This is a genomic window from Kitasatospora sp. NPDC096147 (genome assembly GCF_044763225.1).
Classification (GTDB): Bacteria; Actinomycetota; Actinomycetes; order Streptomycetales; family Streptomycetaceae; genus Kitasatospora.
Genome location: NZ_JBIWFX010000005.1, coordinates 152,350 through 172,735, shown reverse-complemented (window position 1 = coordinate 172,735; position 20,386 = coordinate 152,350). Strand labels below are relative to the sequence as shown.

Genomic DNA, 20,386 nt, shown 5'->3' with positions numbered 1-20,386 from the left:
GTCAACTGCTCAGCGGCAGGCTGGCGGTGAGCCGCCAGCCGCCGTCCCCGTCCGGGCCCGCCGTGCACGAGCCCCGCAGTACGGCGGCCCGCTCGGCCATCCCGTGCAGCCCGCGGCCACCGCCGGGGCGGCTCGGACGGCCGTCGCCGACCGGATTGGTCAGCTCCAACTCCAGTGCCCCGGAGGCGATGTCGATCCGCAGCTCGGCGCTCACCCGGCCGGCGTGCCGGAGCACGTTGGTCAGCCCCTCCTGGATGATCCGGTAGGCCGCCCGGGAGACCTCCGCCGGCAGCTCGCCGGTGCCGGGGCCGACCCGGGCGGCCACCGCGACCCCGGCCAGCTCCACCTGCCGCAGCAGGGGTCTGAGCCCGGTCAGCGTGGGCGTGGTGGTCGAGGAGGCGGGCTCCGGGTCGTCGCGGAGCAGGCCGAGCACGGTGTCGAGCTCGGCCACCGCGGCCCGGGCGGTCTCCTCGATCGCCTTGAGCGCCTCGGCGGCGAACTCCGGATCGCTGCGCAGCACCCGCCCGGCGGCGGCTGCCTGGATCCCGACGGCACTCAGCGCGTGGCCCACCGAGTCGTGCAACTCCCGTGCCAACATGTTCCGTTGTGCCAGCTCCAGAGCGCGCTGCTCGGCCGCCGCCAGCCGCTCGCCCGGGGTCGGGCCGAGCAGCAGCGGCGCCGTCCGGGCCAGCCAGGCGCCGGCGCCGGCGCTGACCAGCGTCAGCAGGGCCGACAGCAGCAGGCCGATCGACCAGGGCGGCAGCGGCAGCCAGCCGAACAGCCGCTCCACTCCCTCGAATCCGGGGTCGAACAGCAGTACCCAGACGGCCGGCGGGATGGAGAGCGACATCCCGGAGACCACCCCGCCGCAGAACAGGTGCTGGACGAACCAGAGGGCGGTGCGCCGCCTGGCTCCCCAACTGCGGGACGGGGTGCCCGCCAACTCCTGCTCGCCGGCCAGGCCGAGGGCCCGCGCGGCGGTGGCCTCCAGCACCCGGACGGTCGGCAGCAGGGCCGCCACCGAGCTGAGCAGCAGGGCCAGCGCGAACGCCTGGAACTGTGCGAGCACGTCGCCCTGGGGGTTGCCGTCGTTCCGGACGGTGCCCACCAGGACCAGGCCGACCAGCCAGAACGGCATCAGCAGCGCCCCGCCGAGCACCAGGTGCACCCAGCGCCGGGCCGCCGTCCGTCCGATCAGCCAGCCCCACCGGCTCCCGCCACCCTGAGCGCCCTGAGCGCCCTGAGCGCCCCGGGCACCCCGGCCGCCCCGCCCGCCCCGTCGGTTCATCCGGCTGACTGTACGTCAGCGGCGGCGTGCGCACGTTCGATCAGGATCAGGGCCCCGAGCACCAGCAACAGCAGGCCCACCCCCGCCTGGGCCGCCTCGGCCAGCTGCCCGGCGGGCGGCACGACGTCGGCCTGCTCGGGGACCTCGGGCGTGAGCAGCCAGGCGAAGACCGTCCAGCTGCCCCAGGCGAAGACCGCGCCGCCGGCCACCCATCCGGTCACCAACGCGGGGGCGAGCGGGCGCTCCGGGGTGCGGCGCAGCACCACGTGCAGGAAGGCGCCGCAGGCGGCCAGCAGCAGGGCGGCGGTGACGGCGTCGATGATCCGGGCCGGCCGGTGACCCTCCGTCAGCCGGAGCGGGCGGGCCAGGTCGCCGCCGAGCGCCCAGTAGAGCCGGGTGGCGGCGAGCGGCACGGCCAGCCCGGCGGCGGTCACCGCCAGCACCCGCTGGAGGCCGAGGGTGGCGGTGCGCGGCAGGTCGCCGATCCGGTCCGCCAGCAGCCCGGCCCAGCGTTCCCGGGCGTGCAGGCCGAAGCCGGCCAGCAGGGTCAGGCCCTGGACGGCGAAGCCGCCGTAGACCACCGCGAACACCCAGGGCCGGAGCCAGCTCTGCGCGTCGATCGAGGGCTCGGTGCCGAACAGCAGCTCGGTGCCGAAGACCAGCGGGAGTTCGAGCAGCAGCGCGCCGAGCATCCCGCTGCCGACCCAGGCCGGGAAGAGCAGCAGGCCGGACGGGATCCGCCGCCCCCACGGGCGGATCAGGGCCAGCGCCAGCAGCACCGCCACCGCGTCCATCACGAAGGTGACCAGATTGCCGGCCCACAGCGCGCCGGAGTCGGCGATCTCGGCACCGGGGGCGAAGCCGACCGTACTGCCGCACAGCCAGAGGGACTTGAGGGTCAGGTAGGGCACGGTGGCCGCGACGGTGAGCGCGCAGATGCCCCGGCGCAGGGCGCCGGACGGGGTGAGGTCCATGACTCCACCCTCGCGTCCGGCGCCCCGCCCCACGTCCTCCGTGGTCAGGAAGCGGCTCCCCCCGGAGGGGGAAGTCCGGCTACTCCTGAGGGAGGGTCACCCCGCTGGCGCGGAGCATCTCCTCGCGCTCCACCACCTTGACCCGCTCGCGCTGCTGCGGCTCGCCGAGCGCCTTCTCGTGGGCGTCGAGCAGCTTCCAGCCGTCCCAGGTGGTGTAGGCGACCCGGTTCTCCGTCAGGTGGGCGAGCACCGCGTCCTCCTCCGGGGCGTCCGGGGTGCGCAGCGCGCCGGCCCGGAAGTCCTCGATCAGGCAGGCCACGGTCTCGTTGGCGTCGCCCTTGGTGTGGCCGATCAGGCCGACCGGGCCGCGCTTGATCCAGCCGGTGACGTAGGTGGAGGGCAGGTGGTGCCCGGCCTCCAGCACCCGGCCGGCCTCGTGCGGCACGGTCCCGGAGACGGCGTCCCAGGGCAGCTTGGGCAGTTCCTCGGAGAGGTAGCCGACGGCGCGGTAGATCGCGCCGAGGTCCCAGTCGGTGTGCTTGCCGGTGCCCTTGACGTTCCCGGTGCCGTCCAACTCGGTGCGCTCGGTGCGCAGGCCGGTGACCTTGCCGTCCTCGCCGAGCACCTCGACCGGGGACTCGAAGAAGTGCAGGAAGAGCTTGTGCGGGCGCTCGCCGATGTCGCGGATCGCCCAGTTCTCCAGGGTGGAGGCGACCATGTCGGCCTGCTTGTTGCCCCGGCGGGTGGCGATCGAGCCGTCGTCGTAGTCGATGTCCTCGGGGTTGACGATGACCTCGATGTTCGGCGAGTGGTCCAGCTCGCGCAGCTCCATCGGGCTGAACTTGGCCTGGGCCGGGCCGCGCCGCCCGAAGACGTGCACCTCCAGGGCCTTGTTGGCCTTGAGGCCCTCGTGGACGTTGGCCGGGATCTCGGTGGGCAGCAGCTCGTCGGCGGTCTTGGCCAGGATGCGGGCCACGTCCAGCGCGACGTTCCCGACGCCGAGCACCGCGACCTTCTCGGCCTCCAGCGGCCAGGTCCGGGGGACGTCCGGGTGGCCGTCGTACCAGGAGACGAAGTCGGCCGCGCCGTAGGAGCCGTCCAGCTCGATGCCGGGGATCTGCAGCTCGCGGTCGGCCATCGCGCCGGTCGAGAAGATCACCGCGTCGTAGAACCGGTGCAGGTCGTCCAGGCTGAGGTCGGTCGGGTAGTCCACGTTGCCGAACAGCCGGATCTGCGGCTTCTCCAGCACCTGGTGCAGCGCGGTGATGATGCCCTTGATCCGGGGGTGGTCGGGTGCCACGCCGTAGCGGATGAGGCCGAAGGGCGCGGGCATGCGCTCGAACAGGTCGATCGAGACGCCGGGCTCGGCGGCGACCTCGGACTTCATCAACGCGTCGGCGGCGTAGATGCCGGCCGGACCGGCTCCGACTATGGCTACTCGGATGGGGCGGGGCATACGGGCATCCTTCGACTCGGGCGGCGTTGACCGCCAGGGTCTCGGGCGGTTCCTGGTTAGGGTACCCTTTCCCGATCTATGGCCCCATAAGGACAAGCTATGTCTGTCAGGTGCAGAGGTCTGGACCGCGCCCCGTCCGAGCCCGCCGGGTCACGCTAGCGCAGTGGCCGGGGGTGGCAGGTGGTGGTCCCGTAGGGCTGCGGCGCGACCGCCGGGGCGGGGGTGCCGACGGTGCCCGGTGACCAGGTCGATGACGGAGTGGGCGACGGACTGGGGCTCGGGCTCGGCGGCCAGGGGCCGGTCGGGGTGAAGCAGACGTCGGGGTACCGGGGGCCGGTCAGCGAGACCCGGTCGATCCGGAAGGGCCCCTGGCCGTACCAGCCGTGGAAGGTGAGGGTGACTCCGTCGGTGGCGCCGACCTCCACGCTGCCGGACAACGTGGTCCGGTCCGGGCCGTCGGCCCACAGGGTCACCGCGCCGGAGCCCGTGCCGGTGCCCGAGACGGTGACGAAGGCGTAGGCGCCGGACACCACGGCCGAGAGGTCGTAGCGGGCGTTCGACGGCACGGGCACCCGTTGCGAGCAGCCCGCGAGGTCGTGACTGCCGGGGCGCCCCTCGGCCGACCCGTCGGTGACCGTCACCTCGCCGGTGCAGGACCAGTGGTCGGACAGCGGGGAGTCGAACTCACCGCCCGCCACCCACTCGCGCGGTGGCGGCTGGGCCGCGGCGGAACCGCCGGCCAGCAGGGCGGCGGTGGCGGGGGCGGTCAGTGCGAGCGCGCCGAGCAGCGCGGCGGATGCCCGGGACGGGCGGTGGGGTGCACGCATTGCCTTCTCCGGATGGGGAGTTGGGTGTGGATGGGCAGCGGTGCGAGGGAGTGCACACCACCCTGGGGGAGGGGGTGGTCGCTGTCAAGGATGCGGAGTTCGCGCCCCCCTCGGAGCGGTGGGTGAGACTCGCGGCTGTGTCAGGTCACCTGACGGATCGTTCGACGGAGGAGACGGCACTGCTCCTGCTCGCTGTGGTCGTGACCGTCGCGCGGGGCGGCCGATGCTGCCGGACTGCCGCCTGTCCGCCGGGAGCCGTTGGACCCTACGACCCGCCGATGCCGAGGGCCCCACCGATCACGGTGGGGCCCTCGGCGTGCTGAAGGGTCGTCAGAACAGCAGGCGGGCCTGCCGGTGGGTGTGGGCCTCGATGCCGTCGGCCGCCTTGAGGACGAGCTCGTGGGCCAGGTTGGAGCAGGCCCGGGCGGCGGCCAGCTCCTCGCCGACGGTGGAGTCGGGGGCGTCGTCGGGATTGCGCCGGGCGATGCCGAGACCGCGGACGCCGGGGGCGCTGAAGCCCTCCAGTGAGGCGGTGCAGGTGGTGCGGTTCTCGTCCTCCTCGAAGACGAGGGCGACGTTCCACTGGTTGCGCACGGTCGATCACCTCATTCCGGGTGGATCGTTCAAGCTCCAGCCTCCGCCTGCGCGGGGCGGCTTTCAAGGGGAACGGGTGGGCGGTCGGACCGGTGCCGCGACCCGGGCGCGGAAGCCTTGTTACCGCCGGGTCACTTGTCTATCATCACGACTGTGACAGCCCCACTGTCAAACACGAGAGGACGGCCGGTGGCCGAGACGACCAACCGGGGACCGCTCGCCGGGGTGCGGGTGGTGGAGCTGGCCGGGATCGGCCCGGGTCCGTTCGCCGCGATGCTGCTCGCCGACCTCGGCGCGGACGTGGTGCGGGTGGACCGCCCGGGCCCCTCCCCGCTCGGCCCGGCCCCGGGCCACGACCTGACCAACCGGAACAAGCGCTCGGTGCTGGTGGACCTCAAGCACCCGGACGGGCCCGGGCAGGTGCTCGACCTCGCCGAGCGCGCGCACCTGCTGATCGAGGGCTACCGCCCGGGCGTCGCCGAGCGCCTCGGCGTCGGCCCGGACGCCTGCCTGGCCCGCAACCCCGCGCTGGTCTACGGCCGGATGACCGGCTGGGGCCAGGACGGGCCGCTCGCCCAGCGGGCCGGGCACGACCTCGGCTACACCGCCACCGCCGGGGTGCTCGGTCTGGCCGGCCTCGCCGACGGCCCGCCCGCCTGGGCGGCCAACCTGCTGGGCGACTACGCGGGCGGCTCGCTCTACCTGGTGGTCGGCCTGCTGGCCGCCCTGCGGCACGCCGAACGCACCGGCACCGGCCAGGTGGTGGACGCCGCCATCGTGGACGGCGCGGCCCACCTGGGCACCATGCTCTGGGGCCTGATGGACGCCGGGCTCTGGCAGGACCGACGCGGCGTCAACCTGCTGGACGGCGGCGCCCCGTGCTACGCCACCTACCGCACCGCCGACGACCGGTACATGGCGGTCGGTGCCCTGGAGCCGCAGTTCTGGGCCGAGTTCACCCGGCTGCTGGAGCTGCCGGACGAGGCCCCCGGGCAGTTCGACCTGGAGCGCTGGCCCGAGCTGCGGGCCGTGATCGCGGCCCGCTTCGCCACCCGCACCCAGGCCGAGTGGACCGAGGTCTTCGAGGGCACCGACGCCTGCACCAGCCCGGTGCTGACCCTCGGTCAGTCCGCCGCCCACCCGCACCTGGTGGCCCGGGGCACCTACCTCACCGAGGGCGGCGTCACCCAGCCCGCCCCCGCCCCCCGGTTCTCCGTCACCCCCGGCGCGGTGCACCGCCCGCCCGCGACGCCCGGTGCGCACACCGAGCAGGTGGCGCGCGACTGGGACGTCAAGAGCCTCCACCATCCCTCCAGTTGAGAGCAGGAGCCGTGCAGCGCGAGATCTACACCGAGGAGCACGAGGCCTTCCGCGAGACCGTCCGCGCCTTCCTGGCCAAGGAGGTGCTGCCGCACCACGAGCGCTGGGAGCAGGCCGGCATCGTGGACCGCTCGGCCTGGCTGGCGGCCGGCCGGCAGGGCCTGCTCGGCCTGGCCGTCGAGGAGGAGTACGGCGGGGGCGGCGAGCCCGACTTCCGCTACCCGGCGGTGCTGGCCGAGGAGTTCACCCGGGCCGGGGCCAGCGGACTGGCGATCGGCCTGCACAACGACATCATCGGCCCCTACCTCACCCAGCTGGCCACCGAGGAGCAGAAGCGCCGCTGGCTGCCCGGCTTCTGCTCCGGCGAGCTGATCACCGCCATCGCGATGACCGAGCCCGGCACCGGCTCCGACCTCCAGGGCATCACCACCCGGGCCGAGGACCGGGGTGGCCACTACCTGCTGAACGGTGCCAAGACCTTCATCTCCAACGGCATCCTGGCCGATCTGGTGGTGGTGGTCGCCAGGACCACCGAGGAGGGCGGCGCGCACGGCCTCAGCCTGTTCGCGGTGGAGCGCGGGATGCCCGGCTTCGAGCGCGGGCGCAATCTCGACAAGATCGGCCAGAAGGCCCAGGACACCGCCGAGTTGTTCTTCCAGGACGTCCGGGTCCCGAAGGAGAACCTGCTGGGCGAGCTGCACCAGGGCTTCTTCTACCTGATGCGCAACCTCGCCCAGGAGCGCCTCGCCATCGCGGTGGCCGCCATCGCCGCGGCCGAGTACCTGGTGGAGATCACCACCGAGTACGTCAAGCAGCGCACCGCCTTCGGCCGCCCGCTGGCCAAGCTCCAGCACGTCCGCTTCGAGATCGCCGAATTGGCCACCGAGTGCGCGGTGACCCGGACCTTCGTGGACCGCTGCATCACCGAGCACAACCGCTGGGCGCTCACCCCGGTGGACGCCTCGATGGCCAAGTGGTGGGCCACCGAACTGCAGAAGCGCACCGCCGACCGCTGCCTCCAACTGCACGGCGGCTACGGCTACATGACGGAGTACCCGGTCGCCAAGGCGTTCACCGACGGCCGGATCCAGACCATCTACGGCGGCACGACCGAGATCATGAAAGAGATCATCGGCCGCTCCCTCCTCGGCTGAAAGGCACTCACACCGTGACCACCGAAGCGTACGTCTACGAGGCGATCCGCACCCCGCGCGGCCGGGGGAAGGCCAACGGCTCGCTGCACGCCACCAAGCCGATCGACCTGGTGGTCGGCCTGATCCACGAGATCCAGCGCCGACTGCCCGGTCTGGACCCGGCCGCGATCGACGACATCGTGCTCGGCGTGGTCAGCCCGATCGGCGACCAGGGCTCCGACATCGCCCGGGTCTCGGCCATCGCGGCCGGCCTGCCGGACACCGTGGCCGGCGTGCAGGAGAACCGCTTCTGCGCCTCCGGCCTGGAGGCGGTCAACCTGGCCGCCGCCAAGGTCCGTTCGGGCTGGGAGGACCTGATCCTGGCCGGCGGCGTGGAGTCGATGAGCCGGGTCAAGATGGGCTCCGACGGCGGCGCCTGGTTCGCCGACCCGATGACCGCCTACGAGACCTCCTTCATCCCGCAGGGCATCGGCGCCGACCTGATCGCCACCATCGAGGGCTACTCCCGGGCCGACGTGGACGCCTTCGCCGCCGAGTCGCAGGCCCGGGCCGCCAAGGCGCAGGCCGACGGCCTGTTCGACCGCTCGGTGGTGCCGGTCCGGGACCGGAACGGGCTGGTGGTGCTGGAGCGCGACGAGTTCATCCGCCCGGGCACCACGGTGGAGACCCTGGCCGGGCTCAAGCCCTCGTTCGCCGGGATCGGCGAGCTGGGCGGCTTCGACGCCGTCGCGCTGCAGAAGTACCACTGGGTGGAGGCGATCGACCACGTCCACCACGCGGGCAACTCCTCCGGCATCGTGGACGGCGCGGCGCTGGTCGCGATCGGCTCCAAGGAGGTCGGCGAGCGCTACGGGCTGCGCCCGCGCGGCCGGATCGTCTCGGCCGCCGTCTCCGGCTCCGAGCCGACCATCATGCTCACCGGCCCCGCCCCGGCCACCCGCAAGGCCCTGGCCAAGGCCGGGCTGACCGCCGCCGACATCGACCTGGTGGAGATCAACGAGGCGTTCGCCGCCGTCGCGCTCCGCTTCGTCCGCGAGCTCGGCTTCCGCCCGGACCAGGTGAACGTCAACGGCGGCTCGATCGCGCTCGGCCACCCGCTCGGCGCCACCGGCGCCATGCTGATCGGCACCGTGCTGGACGAGCTGGAGCGCCGCGAGCAGCGCTACGGCCTGGTGACCCTGTGCGTCGGCGGCGGCATGGGCATCGCCACCGTCATCGAGCGCATCTGACCACCCGACACTTCTGGAGACTCCACTCATGACTTCCGCCACCCCCATCCGCTGGGAGCAGGACCAGGCCGGTGTGGTCACCCTGGTGCTCGACGACCCGGAGCAGTCCGCCAACACCATGAACGCCGCCTTCACCGAGGCGTTCGAGCAGACCGTCCAGCGCCTGAAGGACCTCGCCGACCAGGGCGGCCTGCGCGGCGTGATCATCACCTCCGCCAAGAAGACCTTCTTCGCCGGCGGCGACCTGCGGCTGATCTCGGCCGCCCGACCCGCCGACGCCCAGCGGGTGTTCGACAACTCGATGCGGATCAAGCGCTCGCTGCGCACCCTGGAGACGCTGGGCCGCCCGGTGGTCGCGGCGATCAACGGCGCGGCCCTCGGCGGTGGCCTGGAGCTGGCGCTGGCCTGCCACCACCGGATCGCGCTGGACGCACCCGGCAGCAAGATCGGCCTGCCCGAGGTGACCCTCGGCCTGCTGCCCGGTGGCGGCGGGGTGGTGCGGACGGTGCGGATGTTCGGCATCACCGACGCGCTGCTGAAGGTGCTGCTCCAGGGCCGCCAGTACCGCCCGGCCCAGGCGCTGGAGATCGGCCTGGTGGACGAACTGGTCGGCTCGGGCGAGGAGTTGCTGGAGAAGGCGCGGGCCTGGGTGGACGCCCACGAGAGCGCCGTGCAGCCCTGGGACGTCCAGGGGTACAAGATCCCCGGCGGCACCCCCAGCATCCCCGCGTTCGCGGCCAACCTGCCCGCCTTCCCGGCCAACCTGCGCAAGCAGATCAACGGCGCCCCCTACCCGGCCCCGCGCAACGTGCTGGCGGCCGCGGTGGAGAGCGCCCAGGTCGACGTGGACAACGCCTTCGTGATCGAGGCCCGGTACTTCACCGAGCTGGCCTGCGGGCAGACCTCGAAGAACATGATCAAGGCGTTGTTCTTCGACATGCAGGCCGTCAACTCCGGTGCCAGCCGCCCGGCTTCGCCGCCGAAGCGGAAGGCGGAGCGGGTCGCGGTGCTGGGCGCCGGGATGATGGGCGCGGGCATCGCCTTCTCCTGCGCCAAGGCCGGGCTCACCGTCTTCCTCAAGGACGTCACGGTGGAGGCCGCCGAGCGCGGCAAGGCGTACTCCGCCCAGCTGCTGGAGAAGCAGGTGGGGCGCGGCCGGATGACCGCCGAGGAGCGGGACGCCTTCCTGGCCCGGATCACCCCGACCGCCGAGGCGGCCGACCTGGCCGGCTGCGACACGGTGATCGAGGCCGTCTTCGAGAACACCGAGCTGAAGCACAAGGTGTTCCAGGAGGTGCAGGGCGTGGTGGCACCCGACGCGCTGCTCTGCTCCAACACCTCCACCCTGCCGATCGGCCTGCTGGCCGAGGGGGTCGAGCGCCCGGCCGACTTCATCGGGCTGCACTTCTTCTCGCCGGTCGACAAGATGCCGCTGGTCGAGATCATCCGGGGCCCGCAGACCGGGGACGAGGCGCTGGCCGCCGCCTTCGACCTGGTGCAGCAGATCCGGAAGACCCCGATCGTGGTGAACGACTCGCGCGGCTTCTTCACCTCCCGGGTGATCGGACAGTTCATCAGCGAGGGCGTGGCGATGGTCGGCGAGGGCCTGGAGCCCGCCTCGATCGAGCAGGCCGCCGCCCAGGCCGGCTACCCGGCCAAGGTGCTCTCGCTGCTGGACGAGCTGACCCTGACCCTGCCGCGCAAGATCCGCGACGAGGCCCGCCGGGCGGTCGAGGAGGCCGGCGGCGAGTGGCCGGCGCACCCGTCCGACGAGGTCTTCGACCGGATGGTCACCGAGTTCGACCGCCCCGGCCGCAGCGGCGGCGCCGGCTTCTACGAGTACCAGGACGGCAAGCGCACCCGGCTCTGGCCGGGCCTGCGCGAGCACTTCACCCGGCCGGGCGCGGAGATCCCGTTCCGCGACATGCAGGAGCGGATGCTGTTCGCCGAGGCGATCGACTCGGTGCGCTGCCTGGAGGAGAACGTGCTGACCACCGTGCCGGACGCCAACGTCGGCTCGATCCTCGGCATCGGCTTCCCGGCCTGGACCGGCGGCGTGCTCCAGTACATCAACGGCTACCAGGGCGGGGTCGGCGGATTCGCCGCCCGGGCCCGGGAGTTGGCGGCTGCCTACGGGCCGCGCTTCGAGCCGCCGGCCGTGCTGGACGTCATGGCGGCGGAGGGCCGCACCTTCTGACGCCCCCTCGGGCCCGGCGCCGGCTACGGCCGGTCGCCGGGCCCGTCCGTACTCCGCAGCGCGCTGGGGGAGCGGCCGGACCACTGCCGGACGGCGCGGCGCAGGGCCCGGGCGTCCGCGTAGCCGGTGCGCGCGGCGATCGCCTCCAGGCTCAGCTCGGTGCTGCGCAGCAGGTCCAGCACCCGGGCGCAGCGCGCGGACTGCAACTCGGCCCGCCAGCTGGTGCCGTGCTCGTCCAGGCGGCGCTGCAGGGTGCGCGGGCCGATCGCCAGCCGCTGCGCCACGGCGGCCAGCGTCGGGCCGCCCTCGCGCAGCACCGCGCCGACCGCGATCCGGAACACGTCCAGCCAGCCGTGCAGCGGCACGGCCTCGGTCACGCTGCGCTCCGCGTGGGCCCGGAGCAGGGCCGAAAGGCCGGGCTGGGTACGGGGGTTGACGGCCCGCAGGTCGGCGGCGGCGAAGCTGATCGAGGAGATCGGGGCCTCGAACTCGACCGCGGTGGTGCCGTAGAGCCCGTGCAGCGCGCGGTGGCTGCGGGGAGCACGGGTGGCCAGCGCCACCCGGAGCGGCACCAGGTCCCGCTGGGCGGCCTCGGAGAGCCGGCGGCGCAGCAGGCCGGCCGCGAAGGCGCGGATGGCGGCGGCGGTCTCGTCGGTCAGATCCGCCTCGTTGGCGTGGCTGATCACGATCCGGTCGTCCTGCTCGGTGATCCGGAGCGCCTCCGACCCCACGTCCGCGATGGCACCCACGTGCTCGGCGGCGTCCCGCAGGCCGTCCAGCGGGGTCGCGGCCGAGGTGAGCAGATAGTCCCAGACGCCGAAGGCCCCGGGGCGCGAGTGCTCCGTCATGGCCGAGGCGGCCTCGGTCCAGTGCACCTGAGTGGCCATCAGCTGCCAGATCCGGATGTTGGTGGCGGAGGGCGTCCGGTACCGATCGCCGGCCAGGTGCTCCGGGGCCATGCCCAACTGCCGGGCGTACTGCTCGCGGTCGACGCCGAGCAGCGCGGCGCAGCCCGCGTTCACCCGGGTGAACGCCGAGGGGGTGGTCCCGGCGTGCGGTGGTGACGGCATGGGAGTCGAGCATAGCCAGCCGGGAGTCGGCACGGGAGGTCCGGTGGCTGACGCGTTCCGTCCTCGGCGCCGCCGCCGTGATCACCTACCGTCGTGCCGAGCGGTCCCCAAGCCGCCCGCCACGGTGGGGCGCTCCTCCCGACCCGTCCCCCACCGGGCCCGGAGGACGGCCCCACCGCCGGCGTCAGCGCCCGTCGTGCGCGGCGCGGGCCGCCAGGATCTCGGGGACGTGCAGGTCGGCCCAGTCCTTGAGGGTGCGCAGGACGGGGAGCAGGGTGCGGCCGAGGTCGGTGAGGGCGTAGTCGACCCGGGGCGGGACGGCCGGGGTGACGGTGCGGTTGAGCAGCCCGTCGCGTTCGAGCCGGCGCAGCGTCTGGGTGAGCATCTTCTCGCTGACGCCCGCCAGCCGGGCCCGGAGCTCGCTGTACCGCAGCGGGCCGTCGGCCAGCGCGTTGACGGTCAGGCTGACCCACTTGTCGCCGATCCGCTCCAGCAGCTCGCGGGCCGGGCAGGCGGCCAGGTAGGCGTCGTAGCGGGCCCGCTCGACGGCCCGGCGCTGAGCGGCGGTCATGGTGGGCACTGGCTCTCCTCCCGGTGCGGTACGCACCTCGGGGTGCGTCCTTACCCGGAGAGCCTAACCACTCGTAGCGTCACGGGTGTTGGCGACCGGCTCCGGGCCGGTCCGAGCCGGTGGAGAGGGGAGCGGCCGTGCGTGCCGTGGTGGTCCGTGAGTACGGGGGGCCCGAGCAGTTGCGGGTGGAGGAGGTGGCGCCGCCCGAGCCGGGGCCGGGGCAGCTGCTGATCCGGATGGAGGCGGCCGGTGTGCACCCGGTGGACGCGGTGACCCGGGCCGGGGTGCTGGCCGGGGCCGGACTGATGGCGCCGCGCGAGGTCACCGGGATCGGCTGGGACGTGGCCGGGGTGGTGGAGCGGCTCGGCCCCGGAGCTGCGGGCTTCGCGGTGGGGGAGCGGGTGATCGGCCTGCGGGACCGGCTGGACCTGCCGCTCGGGACGCACGCCGAGCTGGTGGTGCTCGACCTGGACGCGGTGGCCCCGGCCCCGGCCGGGGTGCCGTCGGTGGAGGCGGCCACCCTGCCGCTGGACGGCCTGACGGCCGGTCAGGCCCTGGACCTGCTGGACCTGCCGCCGGGTGCGACCCTGCTGGTCACCGGCGCGGCGGGCGGGGTCGGCGGCCTGGCCGTGCAGCTCGCGGTGCGGCGCGGACTGCGGGTGGTGGCGCAGGGCGGAGCGGCGGACGAGGCGCCGCTGCGGGCGCTGGGCGCGGAGTGGTTCGTGGCCCGGGGTGCCGGCGAACTCGCCCAGCAGGTGCGGGAGTCGGTCCCCGGCGGGGTGGACGGCGCGCTGGACGCCGCCCTGCTCGGCGTGGAGGCCCTCGGGGCGGTCCGGAACCGGGGCGCCTTCGCCGCCCTGTCGGCCGGCCGGGCCCCACTGCCGCTGCGCGGCATCCGGGTGGCCCAGGTCTGGGTGGCCGCCGACCCCGGGGCCTTGGCCCGCTTGAGCGCGCTGGCCGCCGGTGGCGCCCTGGTGCTCCGGGCCGGGCCGGTCCTCCCGCTCGCCGAGGCGGCCGAGGCCCACCGCCTACTGGCCCGCCCGGGCCGGCGGGGCACCCCGGTCCTGGTGCCCTGAGGGCCCGCGCGGTACCGCCCACCTCGTGCTCGGGCCCGGTTGGGGCCGGAGCCCGGGCTCGGGGGTGATGGCCTCTGCGGTGCCGCCGGACTGATGGTCGGTCAGGATGCTCGCCGCGCGCTGCCGGGAGCAGCAGACCCAGGAGCTGGGCCCCGGGGGCCTCGGCGTGCTGGTGCCGACGGAGGAGGGTTGGCGGAACGGGAGCAGGACCGGTCCCTACTACGTGGCCCGCCCCCGCTGAACCCGCCTGCCGGGCCGTCAGGGGTCGCTGCGGGTCAGCTCCTCGGCCAGCGAGCGCTGGAAGGCGGTCACCAGGGCCTGCACCACCATGGGCTGGATCCGCTCGGTCAGGCCCTTCATCCGCTCCAGCTCCTCCTCGGTCGGCTCGCTCTCCCGGTATGGGCGCCAGACCGTGTCGCGGAACAGCCGGTGCAGATCGTGCGCGGTGGCCTGGCTGTGCAGGCGGACCACGGCGCGGGCGGCCAGCAGGGTCTCCAGCGGGATCGGGACGTCCAGCACCCGGACCCCGAGCGGCAGCAGTCCGGGCTCGATCTTGAAGCGCTCCGGGTCCTCGGTGCGGTGCAGTGCCCCCATCGCGGCCAGCCGGTCGACGTCCTCCTCGGACAGCTCCCGCCCGACCCGGCGGCCGAGCTGCTCCCGGGTCGCCTCCTCGGCCGCCTCCGGGGTCCAGGAGGCGACCAGGCCCCGGTGGAAGGCCAGGTCCAGGGAGCCGATGTCCGCCGGGAGTTGGGCCAGGTAGCGTTCGATCGCGGCCAGTGTCAGCCCCTGCCGCTGGAGCTCCTCGATCAGCTCCAGCCGCCCCAGGTGCTCGGCCCCGTACCACCCCACCCGCCGGGGTCCCAGCTCCGGCGGTGGCAGCAGGCCCTTGGCGCTGTAGAAGCGCAGCGTCCGCACCGTCACCCCGGCCCGGGCCGCCAGCTCGTCGACGGTCATCTGCGAGGGCGCCGGCGCTGCCATGGGACCTCCTGCTCGGATCGGGACGCGGCACTACCGCTGTGACAGCAGTAGTGTCCCATCCGGGCCCGGCTCAGGCGTCGCCGCGTGGGGCGACGAGGCCGCTCTCGTAGGCCAGCACCACCGCCTGGACCCGGTCCCGCAGCCCGAGCTTGGTGAGGATCCGGCCGACGTGGGTCTTCACGGTGGTGGGGCTGAGCACCAGCAGGTCGGCCAGTTCGGCGTTGCTCAGGCCGGTGGCCAGCAGGCGGAGCACCTCCAGCTCACGGGGCGTCAGCCCGTCCAGTGAGCGCGGCGGCACGGGGGCCGGGCGCTCGGGGCGGGCGAAGCGTTCGACCAGGCGGCGGGTGATCGCGGGGGCGAGCAGGGCGTCTCCGGACCGCACCAGCCGGACGGCGGCCACCAGGTGCTCGGGGGTGACGTCCTTGAGGAGGAAGCCGCTGGCCCCGGCGGTGAGGGCGGCGTAGACGTAGTGGTCGAGGTCGTAGGTGGTGAGGATGACCACCTTGGGGCCGCTCGGCTGCTCGGCGATCCGGCGGGTGGCCTCGATGCCGTCCGTCCCCGGCATCCGGATGTCCATCAGCACGACGTCCGGCCGGGTCCGGCGGACCGCCGATACCGCCTCCGCCCCGTCGGCCGCCTCGGCCACCACCTCGATCCCGTCGGCGGCCAGGATCATCCGGAAGCCGGTGCGCACCAGCGCCTGGTCGTCCGCCAGCACCACCCGCAGCGGGGCGTCGGCCGGGTTCACCGGGTGGTCCGGGGGAGCGGGAGCCGAGCCGTGACCCGGAAGCCGCCGTCCGGGGTCGGGGAGGCCGCCAACTCCCCGTCGTAGAGGGCGATCCGCTCGCGCAGGCCGATCAGCCCGCGGCCGCTGCCCTCGGTGGCGGCCGGGCCCGCCGGGGCGGCCGTACCGCCGGGCCGGCCGGTGTCGGTGACCTCGACCGCCAGCCACCCGCCGTCGGCCCGATCGGTCTGCTGAGCCCGGTCGGCCCGGTCGGCCCGGTCGGCCTGCTCGGGTCGGTCGGCCCCGGTGGTCGACACCGACACCCGGGCCCGGGAGCCGGGCGCGTGCCGGAGGGCGTTGGTGAGGCCCTCCTGCACCACCCGGTAGACCGTCAGCTCCAGTCCCGGTGGCAGCGGTTCGGCGGGCAGGTCCACGGTGATCCGCACCGGCAGCCCGGCCGCCGCCACCCGCTCGGTCAGCGCCCCGAGCTGGGCCAGCCCGGGCTGCGGCTCCAGGCCCTCCGCCCGTTCGTGCTCGGGGGCGGCCAACAGGCCCATCACATGGCGGAGTTCGGCCAGCGCCGAGCGCCCGCCGGACTCCACCGCGAGCAGCGCCTCACGAGCCTGCTCGGGAGCCCGGCCCAGCACGGTACGGGCCGCGCCCGCCTGGATGACCATCACGCTGACATGGTGCGCCACCACGTCGTGCAGTTCGGCCGCGATCCGGGCCCGCTCCTCGGCCACCGCCCGCCGGGTGGCCTCCTGCTGGGCCCGCCGCAGCTCGGCCTCGCGCAGCCGCCCGGCCGCCAGCCGCCGCTGCCAGTACCGCACCAGCGAGGCCGCCACCCCGGCCGCCAGCAGCACCACTGCCGGGCTCGACCACCCCGGCAGCACCGGCTCCGCCTCCCGCAGCACCACCCCCGACACCACCGCCCCGGCGAGCAGCACCGCCACCGCCGGCACCCGGTGGCGGCTGTGCCGGACGGCGCCGTAGGCGGCCAGCACGCAGCAGAGCACGTTCACCCAGGACGTCTGACTGCCCAGCAGCAGCACCGCCAGCAGCACCAGGGCGAAGACGCTCAACGGCCACCGGCGGCGCTCCGCCAGCGGCAGCGCGGAGAGCACGGGCAGCAGCCAGCGGGTGGCGGGCGTGGGCTGCTCGGGCTCCCAGCCGGGCGGCAGCTCCGGTGGGCCGGGCACACCGAAGGCGTCGTGCGGCCCGATCCGGATCGGGCCGTCGACCGGGAAGTGGGTGGCCGCCACCAGGGCGATCGCGGTGAGCACCAGGGCCAGGGCCAGATCGAGCCGGCGCGACCGGGCCGAGGGCACGGCGACCGGGCCCTCCTCCGGGCGCAGCATCCGCCACACCTGCCGCCAACGCCCCGTCGTCGTCGCCCCGTTCACGTCCCCGCTCCGCTCCTCGTCCACATCCCCGGCCCGGCCCGGCCCGGCCCGGCCCGGCCCGGCCAAGGTCACGTCCCCGACCCTGTCCCGGCCCCTGTCTCTCCTCGTGCTGCTGCGCCATTGTGCCGTCGGGCCGGTCCCGCCCGCCTCCTCCCCGCCGACGAGCACCGCCCTCCGCCCGGCGTACTCCGCAGGGAGGACTCCGGGCCGACTCCTCCGCACGGAGGGCCGCAGACCCTCACCGGGGCTGACGCGCCGTCAGCGCGGGCCTCCGTACCTTCGTCCCGTTCCGACCGGAGCAGCCCCCCGCGCCGTCGGGCCGGGGTCGCAGAGAAACGGACGCACCCATGACCCATGTGATCGAACTGACCGGTGCGGCACGGCGCTACGCCGCTGCCGGAGCACCGGCGCTCGGCCCGCTGGACCTCACCGTCGCCGAGGGCGAGGCGCTGGCGGTGACCGGGCCCTCGGGCAGCGGCAAGTCCACCCTGCTCAACCTGGTGGCCGGGCTGGACCGCCCGAGCGAGGGCGGCGTCACCGTCGCCGGCACCCGGCTGGACGGGCTCGGCGAGCACGCGCTGGCCCGCTTCCGCCGGGAGCGGATCGGCATGGTCTTCCAGTTCTTCAACCTGCTGGACGACCTCACGGTGGCCGACAACATCCGCCTCCCCGCCCAGCTCGGCGGCACCGGTCGGCGGGCGGCGACCGCCCGGGCCGAGGAGCTGATGGAGCGGCTCGGCATCGCCCGGCACGCCCGTGCGCACCCCGGGCAGCTCTCCGGCGGCGAACGTCAACGCGTCGCGGTGGCAAGGGCCTTGGTGAACCGTCCGGCCCTGCTGCTGGCCGACGAGCCGACCGGTGCGCTGGACCGGGCGGCCGGGGAGCAGGTGCGGGAGCTGCTCACCGAGCTGCACCGCGACGGTCAGACGCTGGTGCTGGTCACCCACGACCTGGAGCTGGCCCGGGCCTGCGCGAGCCGCACCGTGGTGCTGATCGACGGCCGGCTCGCGCAGGACACCCAGGGCACGCGGTCGGAGGCGGTCCGATGAGCCGCCGCACCACACGCGTGCTCTGGCCGGTGGTCCGGGCGGGGGTGGCCCGGCGCCGGGTGCAGAGCCTGGTGGTGGCGCTGGCCACCCTGCTCTCGGTCGCCTCCGCCGTGGTGGCCGGAGCCCTGCTGGTCGCGGTGGACGCACCCTTCGACCATGCCTTCGCGCGCGGCCACGGGGCGCACCTCACCGTCCAGGTGGACCCGGCCCGCGCCTCGGCCGACCAACTCGCGGCCGCTGCAAGGGCGATGGGAGCGACCGAGACCGGCGGCCCGTACCACTCGCTGGTGCTCGGCCTCACCGATCAGGAAGGCCGCCGACTCCCGGCCCTCACCGTCGTCGGCCGTCCGGGCCCCGGGGAGCCGGGAGGTGCGGACGGCCCCGTGGACCGGCTCGAACTCAGCGCCGGCCGCTGGGCCACCGCGCCGGGCGAGGTGGTGCTCTCCCGCACCTTCGCGGGCCCCGGCTTCCGGCTCGGCGGTGTCCTGCGCACCGCCGACCAGGCCTCCGGGGGGAGCAGTGGGACCTCCCTCACCGTGGTCGGCCTGGCGTTCTCGGCCGGGCGCAGCGCCGACGCCTGGCTGACGCCCGGTCAGCTCGACGCGCTGGCCACCCCGGAGCAGCCCGCCACGGTCCAGCTGCTCCACCGGCTCCCGGCCGCCGGCAGCGCGGAGCAACTCGCCTCCGCCCGGCGCTCCTTCACCTCGGCACTGCCCGAGGGCGCGGTGCTCGGCGCGGTCTCCTGGCTCGACACCAAGCGGGCCGCCGAGCAGGGGGCCGCGCCCACCGTCCCGTTCCTGGTGGCCTTCGGCCTGCTCGGCCTGGTGATGTCCGTCATCACGGTGGCCGGGGCGGTCAGCGGAGCGGTCGCCACCGGCCTCCACCGGATCGGCATCCTCAAGGCGCTCGGCTTCACCCCCGGCGAGGTGGTCCGGGCGTACCTGGCCCAGGCCCTGGTGCCGGCCGGCGCGGGCGTCCTGCTCGGCGTGCCGCTGGGCAATCTGCTGGCCCTCCCGCTGCTCTCCGACACCGAGGCGGTCTACGGCACCGTCTCGCTCGCCGTCGCCTGGTGGGTCGACCTGCTGGTGCCGGCCGCAGTCCTGCTGGTGGTCTCGCTCGCCGCGCTGCTCCCGGCCCTGCGGGCCGGCCGGCTGCCCGCCGTCGAGGCGCTCGCCGTCGGCCGCACCCCGCGCGGTGGCCGGGGCGGCCGGGCACACCGGCTGACCGCCCGGCTGCCGCTGCCCAGGGCCGTCGGCTACGGCCTGGCGCTGCCCTTCGCACACCCCGTCCGGGCCCTGGCGATGCTGCTCGCGGTCGCCTTCGGCACCCTCACCACCGTCTTCGCGGTCGGCCTGACGGACTCGATCGGTGTGGTGACGGCGGCCCAGGACCCGGGCGGGCAGGCCCAGGTGACGGTCTTCACCGGAGCCGAGGGCGGCTCCGGAGGGCCCGGTACGCCGGCCCCGGGTCAGCGGACCGACTCCCCGGGGGCCGATCCGGCTGCGGTGCGGGCCGCCATCGAGGCGCAGCCGGGCACTGCGGGGTACTACGGCCGGAGTTGGGCGGAGGTCACCGTGGCGGGCGTCGCGGGTGCCTCCCGGGCGGTGCTCTACGAGGGCGACTCCCGGCGCGGCGCGCTGGAGTTGATCGAGGGTCACTGGCTGGACGGCCCCGGCCAGGTGGTGGCCCCGAGTGGCTTCCTGACCCGCACCGGGCACCGGCTCGGCGACACCGTCCGGGTCACCCACCAGGGCCGGGCCCGGGAGCTCCGGATCGTCGGCGAGGGCTTCGAGACGGCGGACGACGGGATGCACCTGCACGCCTCGCTCGCCGACTTCCCCACCGCCCGGGCCGGCAGCTACCTGGTCACCCTGGCGGACGGCGTCTCCGCCACCGACTACGCCGGGCAACTCGCGTCCGTGCTCCGGCCGTTGGGCGGCGACGCGATCGTGGAGGCGCCGGACGGCCAGGAGGGGCTGTCGGTGGTGCTGACCGGGATGGCCGTGCTGCTCACCCTGCTGGTGGTCGGGGTGGCCGGGCTGGGGGTGCTGGACGCGGTGCTGCTCGACACCCACGAGCGGACCCGCGAGCTCGGCATCGCCAAGGCCCTCGGCATGAGCCCCCGGCAGACCGTCGCCCTGGTGCTCTCCTCGGTCGGCCTGATCGGCCTGCTCGGCGCGGCCCTCGGTGTCCCGGCCGGTACCGCCCTGCACGCCCTGGTCCTCCCCGCCATGGGCCGGGCCGCCGGCACCGGCCTCCCGCACGCGGTCCTCGACGTCTACCACCCGGCCCAGCTCGCCCTGCTCGCTCCGGCCGGTCTGCTGATCGCCCTGCTCGGCGCGCTGCTCCCGGCCGTCCGGGCGGCCCGCGCCGCCACGGCCGCGGCGCTGCGCGCGGAGTGACCCGGCCGCCCGGTCGTCCGTCCGGTCGGGTACGCTCGCGCAGCCGCCCGGACGATGGCGGCACGCACCAGGGG

General features: G+C 74.8%; 18 protein-coding genes. 8 read left to right on the top strand and 10 right to left on the bottom strand.

Going from position 1 to position 20,386, the window contains the following annotated elements; genetic code table 11:
* Window position 1: 1 nt before the first annotated feature.
* The 5 genes from ACIRBX_RS18400 to ACIRBX_RS18380 all read right to left on the bottom strand — a co-directional run bounded on the left by ACIRBX_RS18400 (window position 2) and on the right by ACIRBX_RS18380 (window position 5,139).
* Window positions 2–1,288 (bottom strand): sensor histidine kinase, encoded by a 1,287-nt coding sequence (locus ACIRBX_RS18400; protein ID WP_402297879.1) that lies wholly within the window; start codon window positions 1,286–1,288, stop codon window positions 2–4.
* Window positions 1,285–2,262, bottom strand: a complete 978-nt coding sequence (locus ACIRBX_RS18395) for a hypothetical protein (protein WP_402297877.1) — start codon at window positions 2,260–2,262, stop codon at window positions 1,285–1,287. The genes ACIRBX_RS18400 and ACIRBX_RS18395 overlap by 4 nt, the downstream gene beginning before the upstream one ends.
* A 79-nt stretch (window positions 2,263–2,341) precedes the next feature.
* On the bottom strand, window positions 2,342–3,718 hold the full coding sequence (locus ACIRBX_RS18390) for an FAD-dependent oxidoreductase (RefSeq protein WP_402297875.1): 1,377 nt from the start codon (window positions 3,716–3,718) through the stop codon (window positions 2,342–2,344).
* A gap of 155 nt (window positions 3,719–3,873) precedes the next feature.
* Window positions 3,874–4,545 carry a hypothetical protein gene (locus tag ACIRBX_RS18385; RefSeq protein WP_402297873.1) on the bottom strand — a complete coding sequence of 224 codons (672 nt, stop codon included), beginning with the start codon at window positions 4,543–4,545 and terminating at the stop codon, window positions 3,874–3,876.
* A 330-nt stretch (window positions 4,546–4,875) separates the two neighbouring features.
* Entirely contained in the window at window positions 4,876–5,139 is a 264-nt protein-coding gene (locus tag ACIRBX_RS18380) for a DUF1876 domain-containing protein (RefSeq protein WP_402297871.1), read from the bottom strand.
* Between the two features lie 189 nt (window positions 5,140–5,328).
* Between ACIRBX_RS18380 and ACIRBX_RS18375 the strand changes: the two genes are divergently transcribed.
* The 4 genes from ACIRBX_RS18375 to ACIRBX_RS18360 are packed head-to-tail and all read left to right on the top strand — an operon-like array spanning window position 5,329 to window position 11,039.
* Window positions 5,329–6,459, top strand: coding sequence for a CaiB/BaiF CoA transferase family protein (locus ACIRBX_RS18375; RefSeq protein WP_402297870.1), 1,131 nt, complete (start codon window positions 5,329–5,331; stop codon window positions 6,457–6,459).
* Between the two features lie 11 nt (window positions 6,460–6,470).
* Entirely contained in the window at window positions 6,471–7,613 is a 1,143-nt protein-coding gene (locus ACIRBX_RS18370; RefSeq protein WP_402298420.1) for an acyl-CoA dehydrogenase family protein, read from the top strand.
* A gap of 14 nt (window positions 7,614–7,627) precedes the next feature.
* Window positions 7,628–8,842 (top strand): acetyl-CoA C-acetyltransferase, encoded by a 1,215-nt coding sequence (locus ACIRBX_RS18365; RefSeq protein ID WP_402297867.1) that lies wholly within the window; start codon window positions 7,628–7,630, stop codon window positions 8,840–8,842.
* A gap of 28 nt (window positions 8,843–8,870) precedes the next feature.
* The gene (locus tag ACIRBX_RS18360) at window positions 8,871–11,039 is read left to right on the top strand and encodes a 3-hydroxyacyl-CoA dehydrogenase NAD-binding domain-containing protein (protein ID WP_402297865.1); all 2,169 of its coding nucleotides are present in this window, start codon (window positions 8,871–8,873) and stop codon (window positions 11,037–11,039) included.
* Between the two features lie 23 nt (window positions 11,040–11,062).
* Here the strand turns inward: ACIRBX_RS18360 and ACIRBX_RS18355 are convergent, their stop codons facing one another.
* Window positions 11,063–12,109, bottom strand: coding sequence for an AraC family transcriptional regulator ligand-binding domain-containing protein (locus tag ACIRBX_RS18355; protein ID WP_402297862.1), 1,047 nt, complete (start codon window positions 12,107–12,109; stop codon window positions 11,063–11,065).
* A gap of 184 nt (window positions 12,110–12,293) precedes the next feature.
* Window positions 12,294–12,689 (bottom strand): winged helix-turn-helix transcriptional regulator, encoded by a 396-nt coding sequence (locus ACIRBX_RS18350; RefSeq protein WP_402297861.1) that lies wholly within the window; start codon window positions 12,687–12,689, stop codon window positions 12,294–12,296.
* A 128-nt stretch (window positions 12,690–12,817) separates the two neighbouring features.
* Between ACIRBX_RS18350 and ACIRBX_RS18345 the strand changes: the two genes are divergently transcribed.
* Together ACIRBX_RS18345 and ACIRBX_RS18340 are read left to right on the top strand one after the other, a co-directional pair.
* Window positions 12,818–13,756: an NADP-dependent oxidoreductase gene (locus tag ACIRBX_RS18345; RefSeq protein WP_402297859.1), complete on the top strand. Its 939-nt coding sequence runs from the start codon at window positions 12,818–12,820 to the stop codon at window positions 13,754–13,756.
* Between the two features lie 106 nt (window positions 13,757–13,862).
* A complete protein-coding gene (locus ACIRBX_RS18340; protein ID WP_402297858.1) occupies window positions 13,863–13,997 on the top strand; it encodes a hypothetical protein in 135 nt (44 codons plus the stop codon).
* A gap of 17 nt (window positions 13,998–14,014) precedes the next feature.
* Here ACIRBX_RS18340 and ACIRBX_RS18335 read toward each other — a convergent pair whose 3' ends face one another.
* The 3 genes from ACIRBX_RS18335 to ACIRBX_RS18325 all read right to left on the bottom strand — a co-directional run bounded on the left by ACIRBX_RS18335 (window position 14,015) and on the right by ACIRBX_RS18325 (window position 16,933).
* Window positions 14,015–14,734, bottom strand: a complete 720-nt coding sequence (locus ACIRBX_RS18335) for a MerR family transcriptional regulator (protein ID WP_402297857.1) — start codon at window positions 14,732–14,734, stop codon at window positions 14,015–14,017.
* A 70-nt stretch (window positions 14,735–14,804) separates the two neighbouring features.
* Window positions 14,805–15,482, bottom strand: coding sequence for a response regulator (locus ACIRBX_RS18330; RefSeq protein WP_402297856.1), 678 nt, complete (start codon window positions 15,480–15,482; stop codon window positions 14,805–14,807).
* On the bottom strand, window positions 15,479–16,933 hold the full coding sequence (locus tag ACIRBX_RS18325; protein WP_402297854.1) for a sensor histidine kinase: 1,455 nt from the start codon (window positions 16,931–16,933) through the stop codon (window positions 15,479–15,481). The genes ACIRBX_RS18330 and ACIRBX_RS18325 overlap by 4 nt, the downstream gene beginning before the upstream one ends.
* Before the next feature lie 275 nt (window positions 16,934–17,208).
* Here ACIRBX_RS18325 and ACIRBX_RS18320 point away from each other — a divergent pair, with 275 nt between their 5' ends.
* Both ACIRBX_RS18320 and ACIRBX_RS18315 read left to right on the top strand, forming a co-directional pair.
* Window positions 17,209–17,910: an ABC transporter ATP-binding protein gene (locus ACIRBX_RS18320; RefSeq protein WP_402297852.1), complete on the top strand. Its 702-nt coding sequence runs from the start codon at window positions 17,209–17,211 to the stop codon at window positions 17,908–17,910.
* Complete coding sequence (locus tag ACIRBX_RS18315; RefSeq protein WP_402297850.1) at window positions 17,907–20,312, top strand: FtsX-like permease family protein; 2,406 nt, start codon at window positions 17,907–17,909, stop codon at window positions 20,310–20,312. The genes ACIRBX_RS18320 and ACIRBX_RS18315 overlap by 4 nt, the downstream gene beginning before the upstream one ends.
* Window positions 20,313–20,386 lie beyond the last annotated feature (74 nt).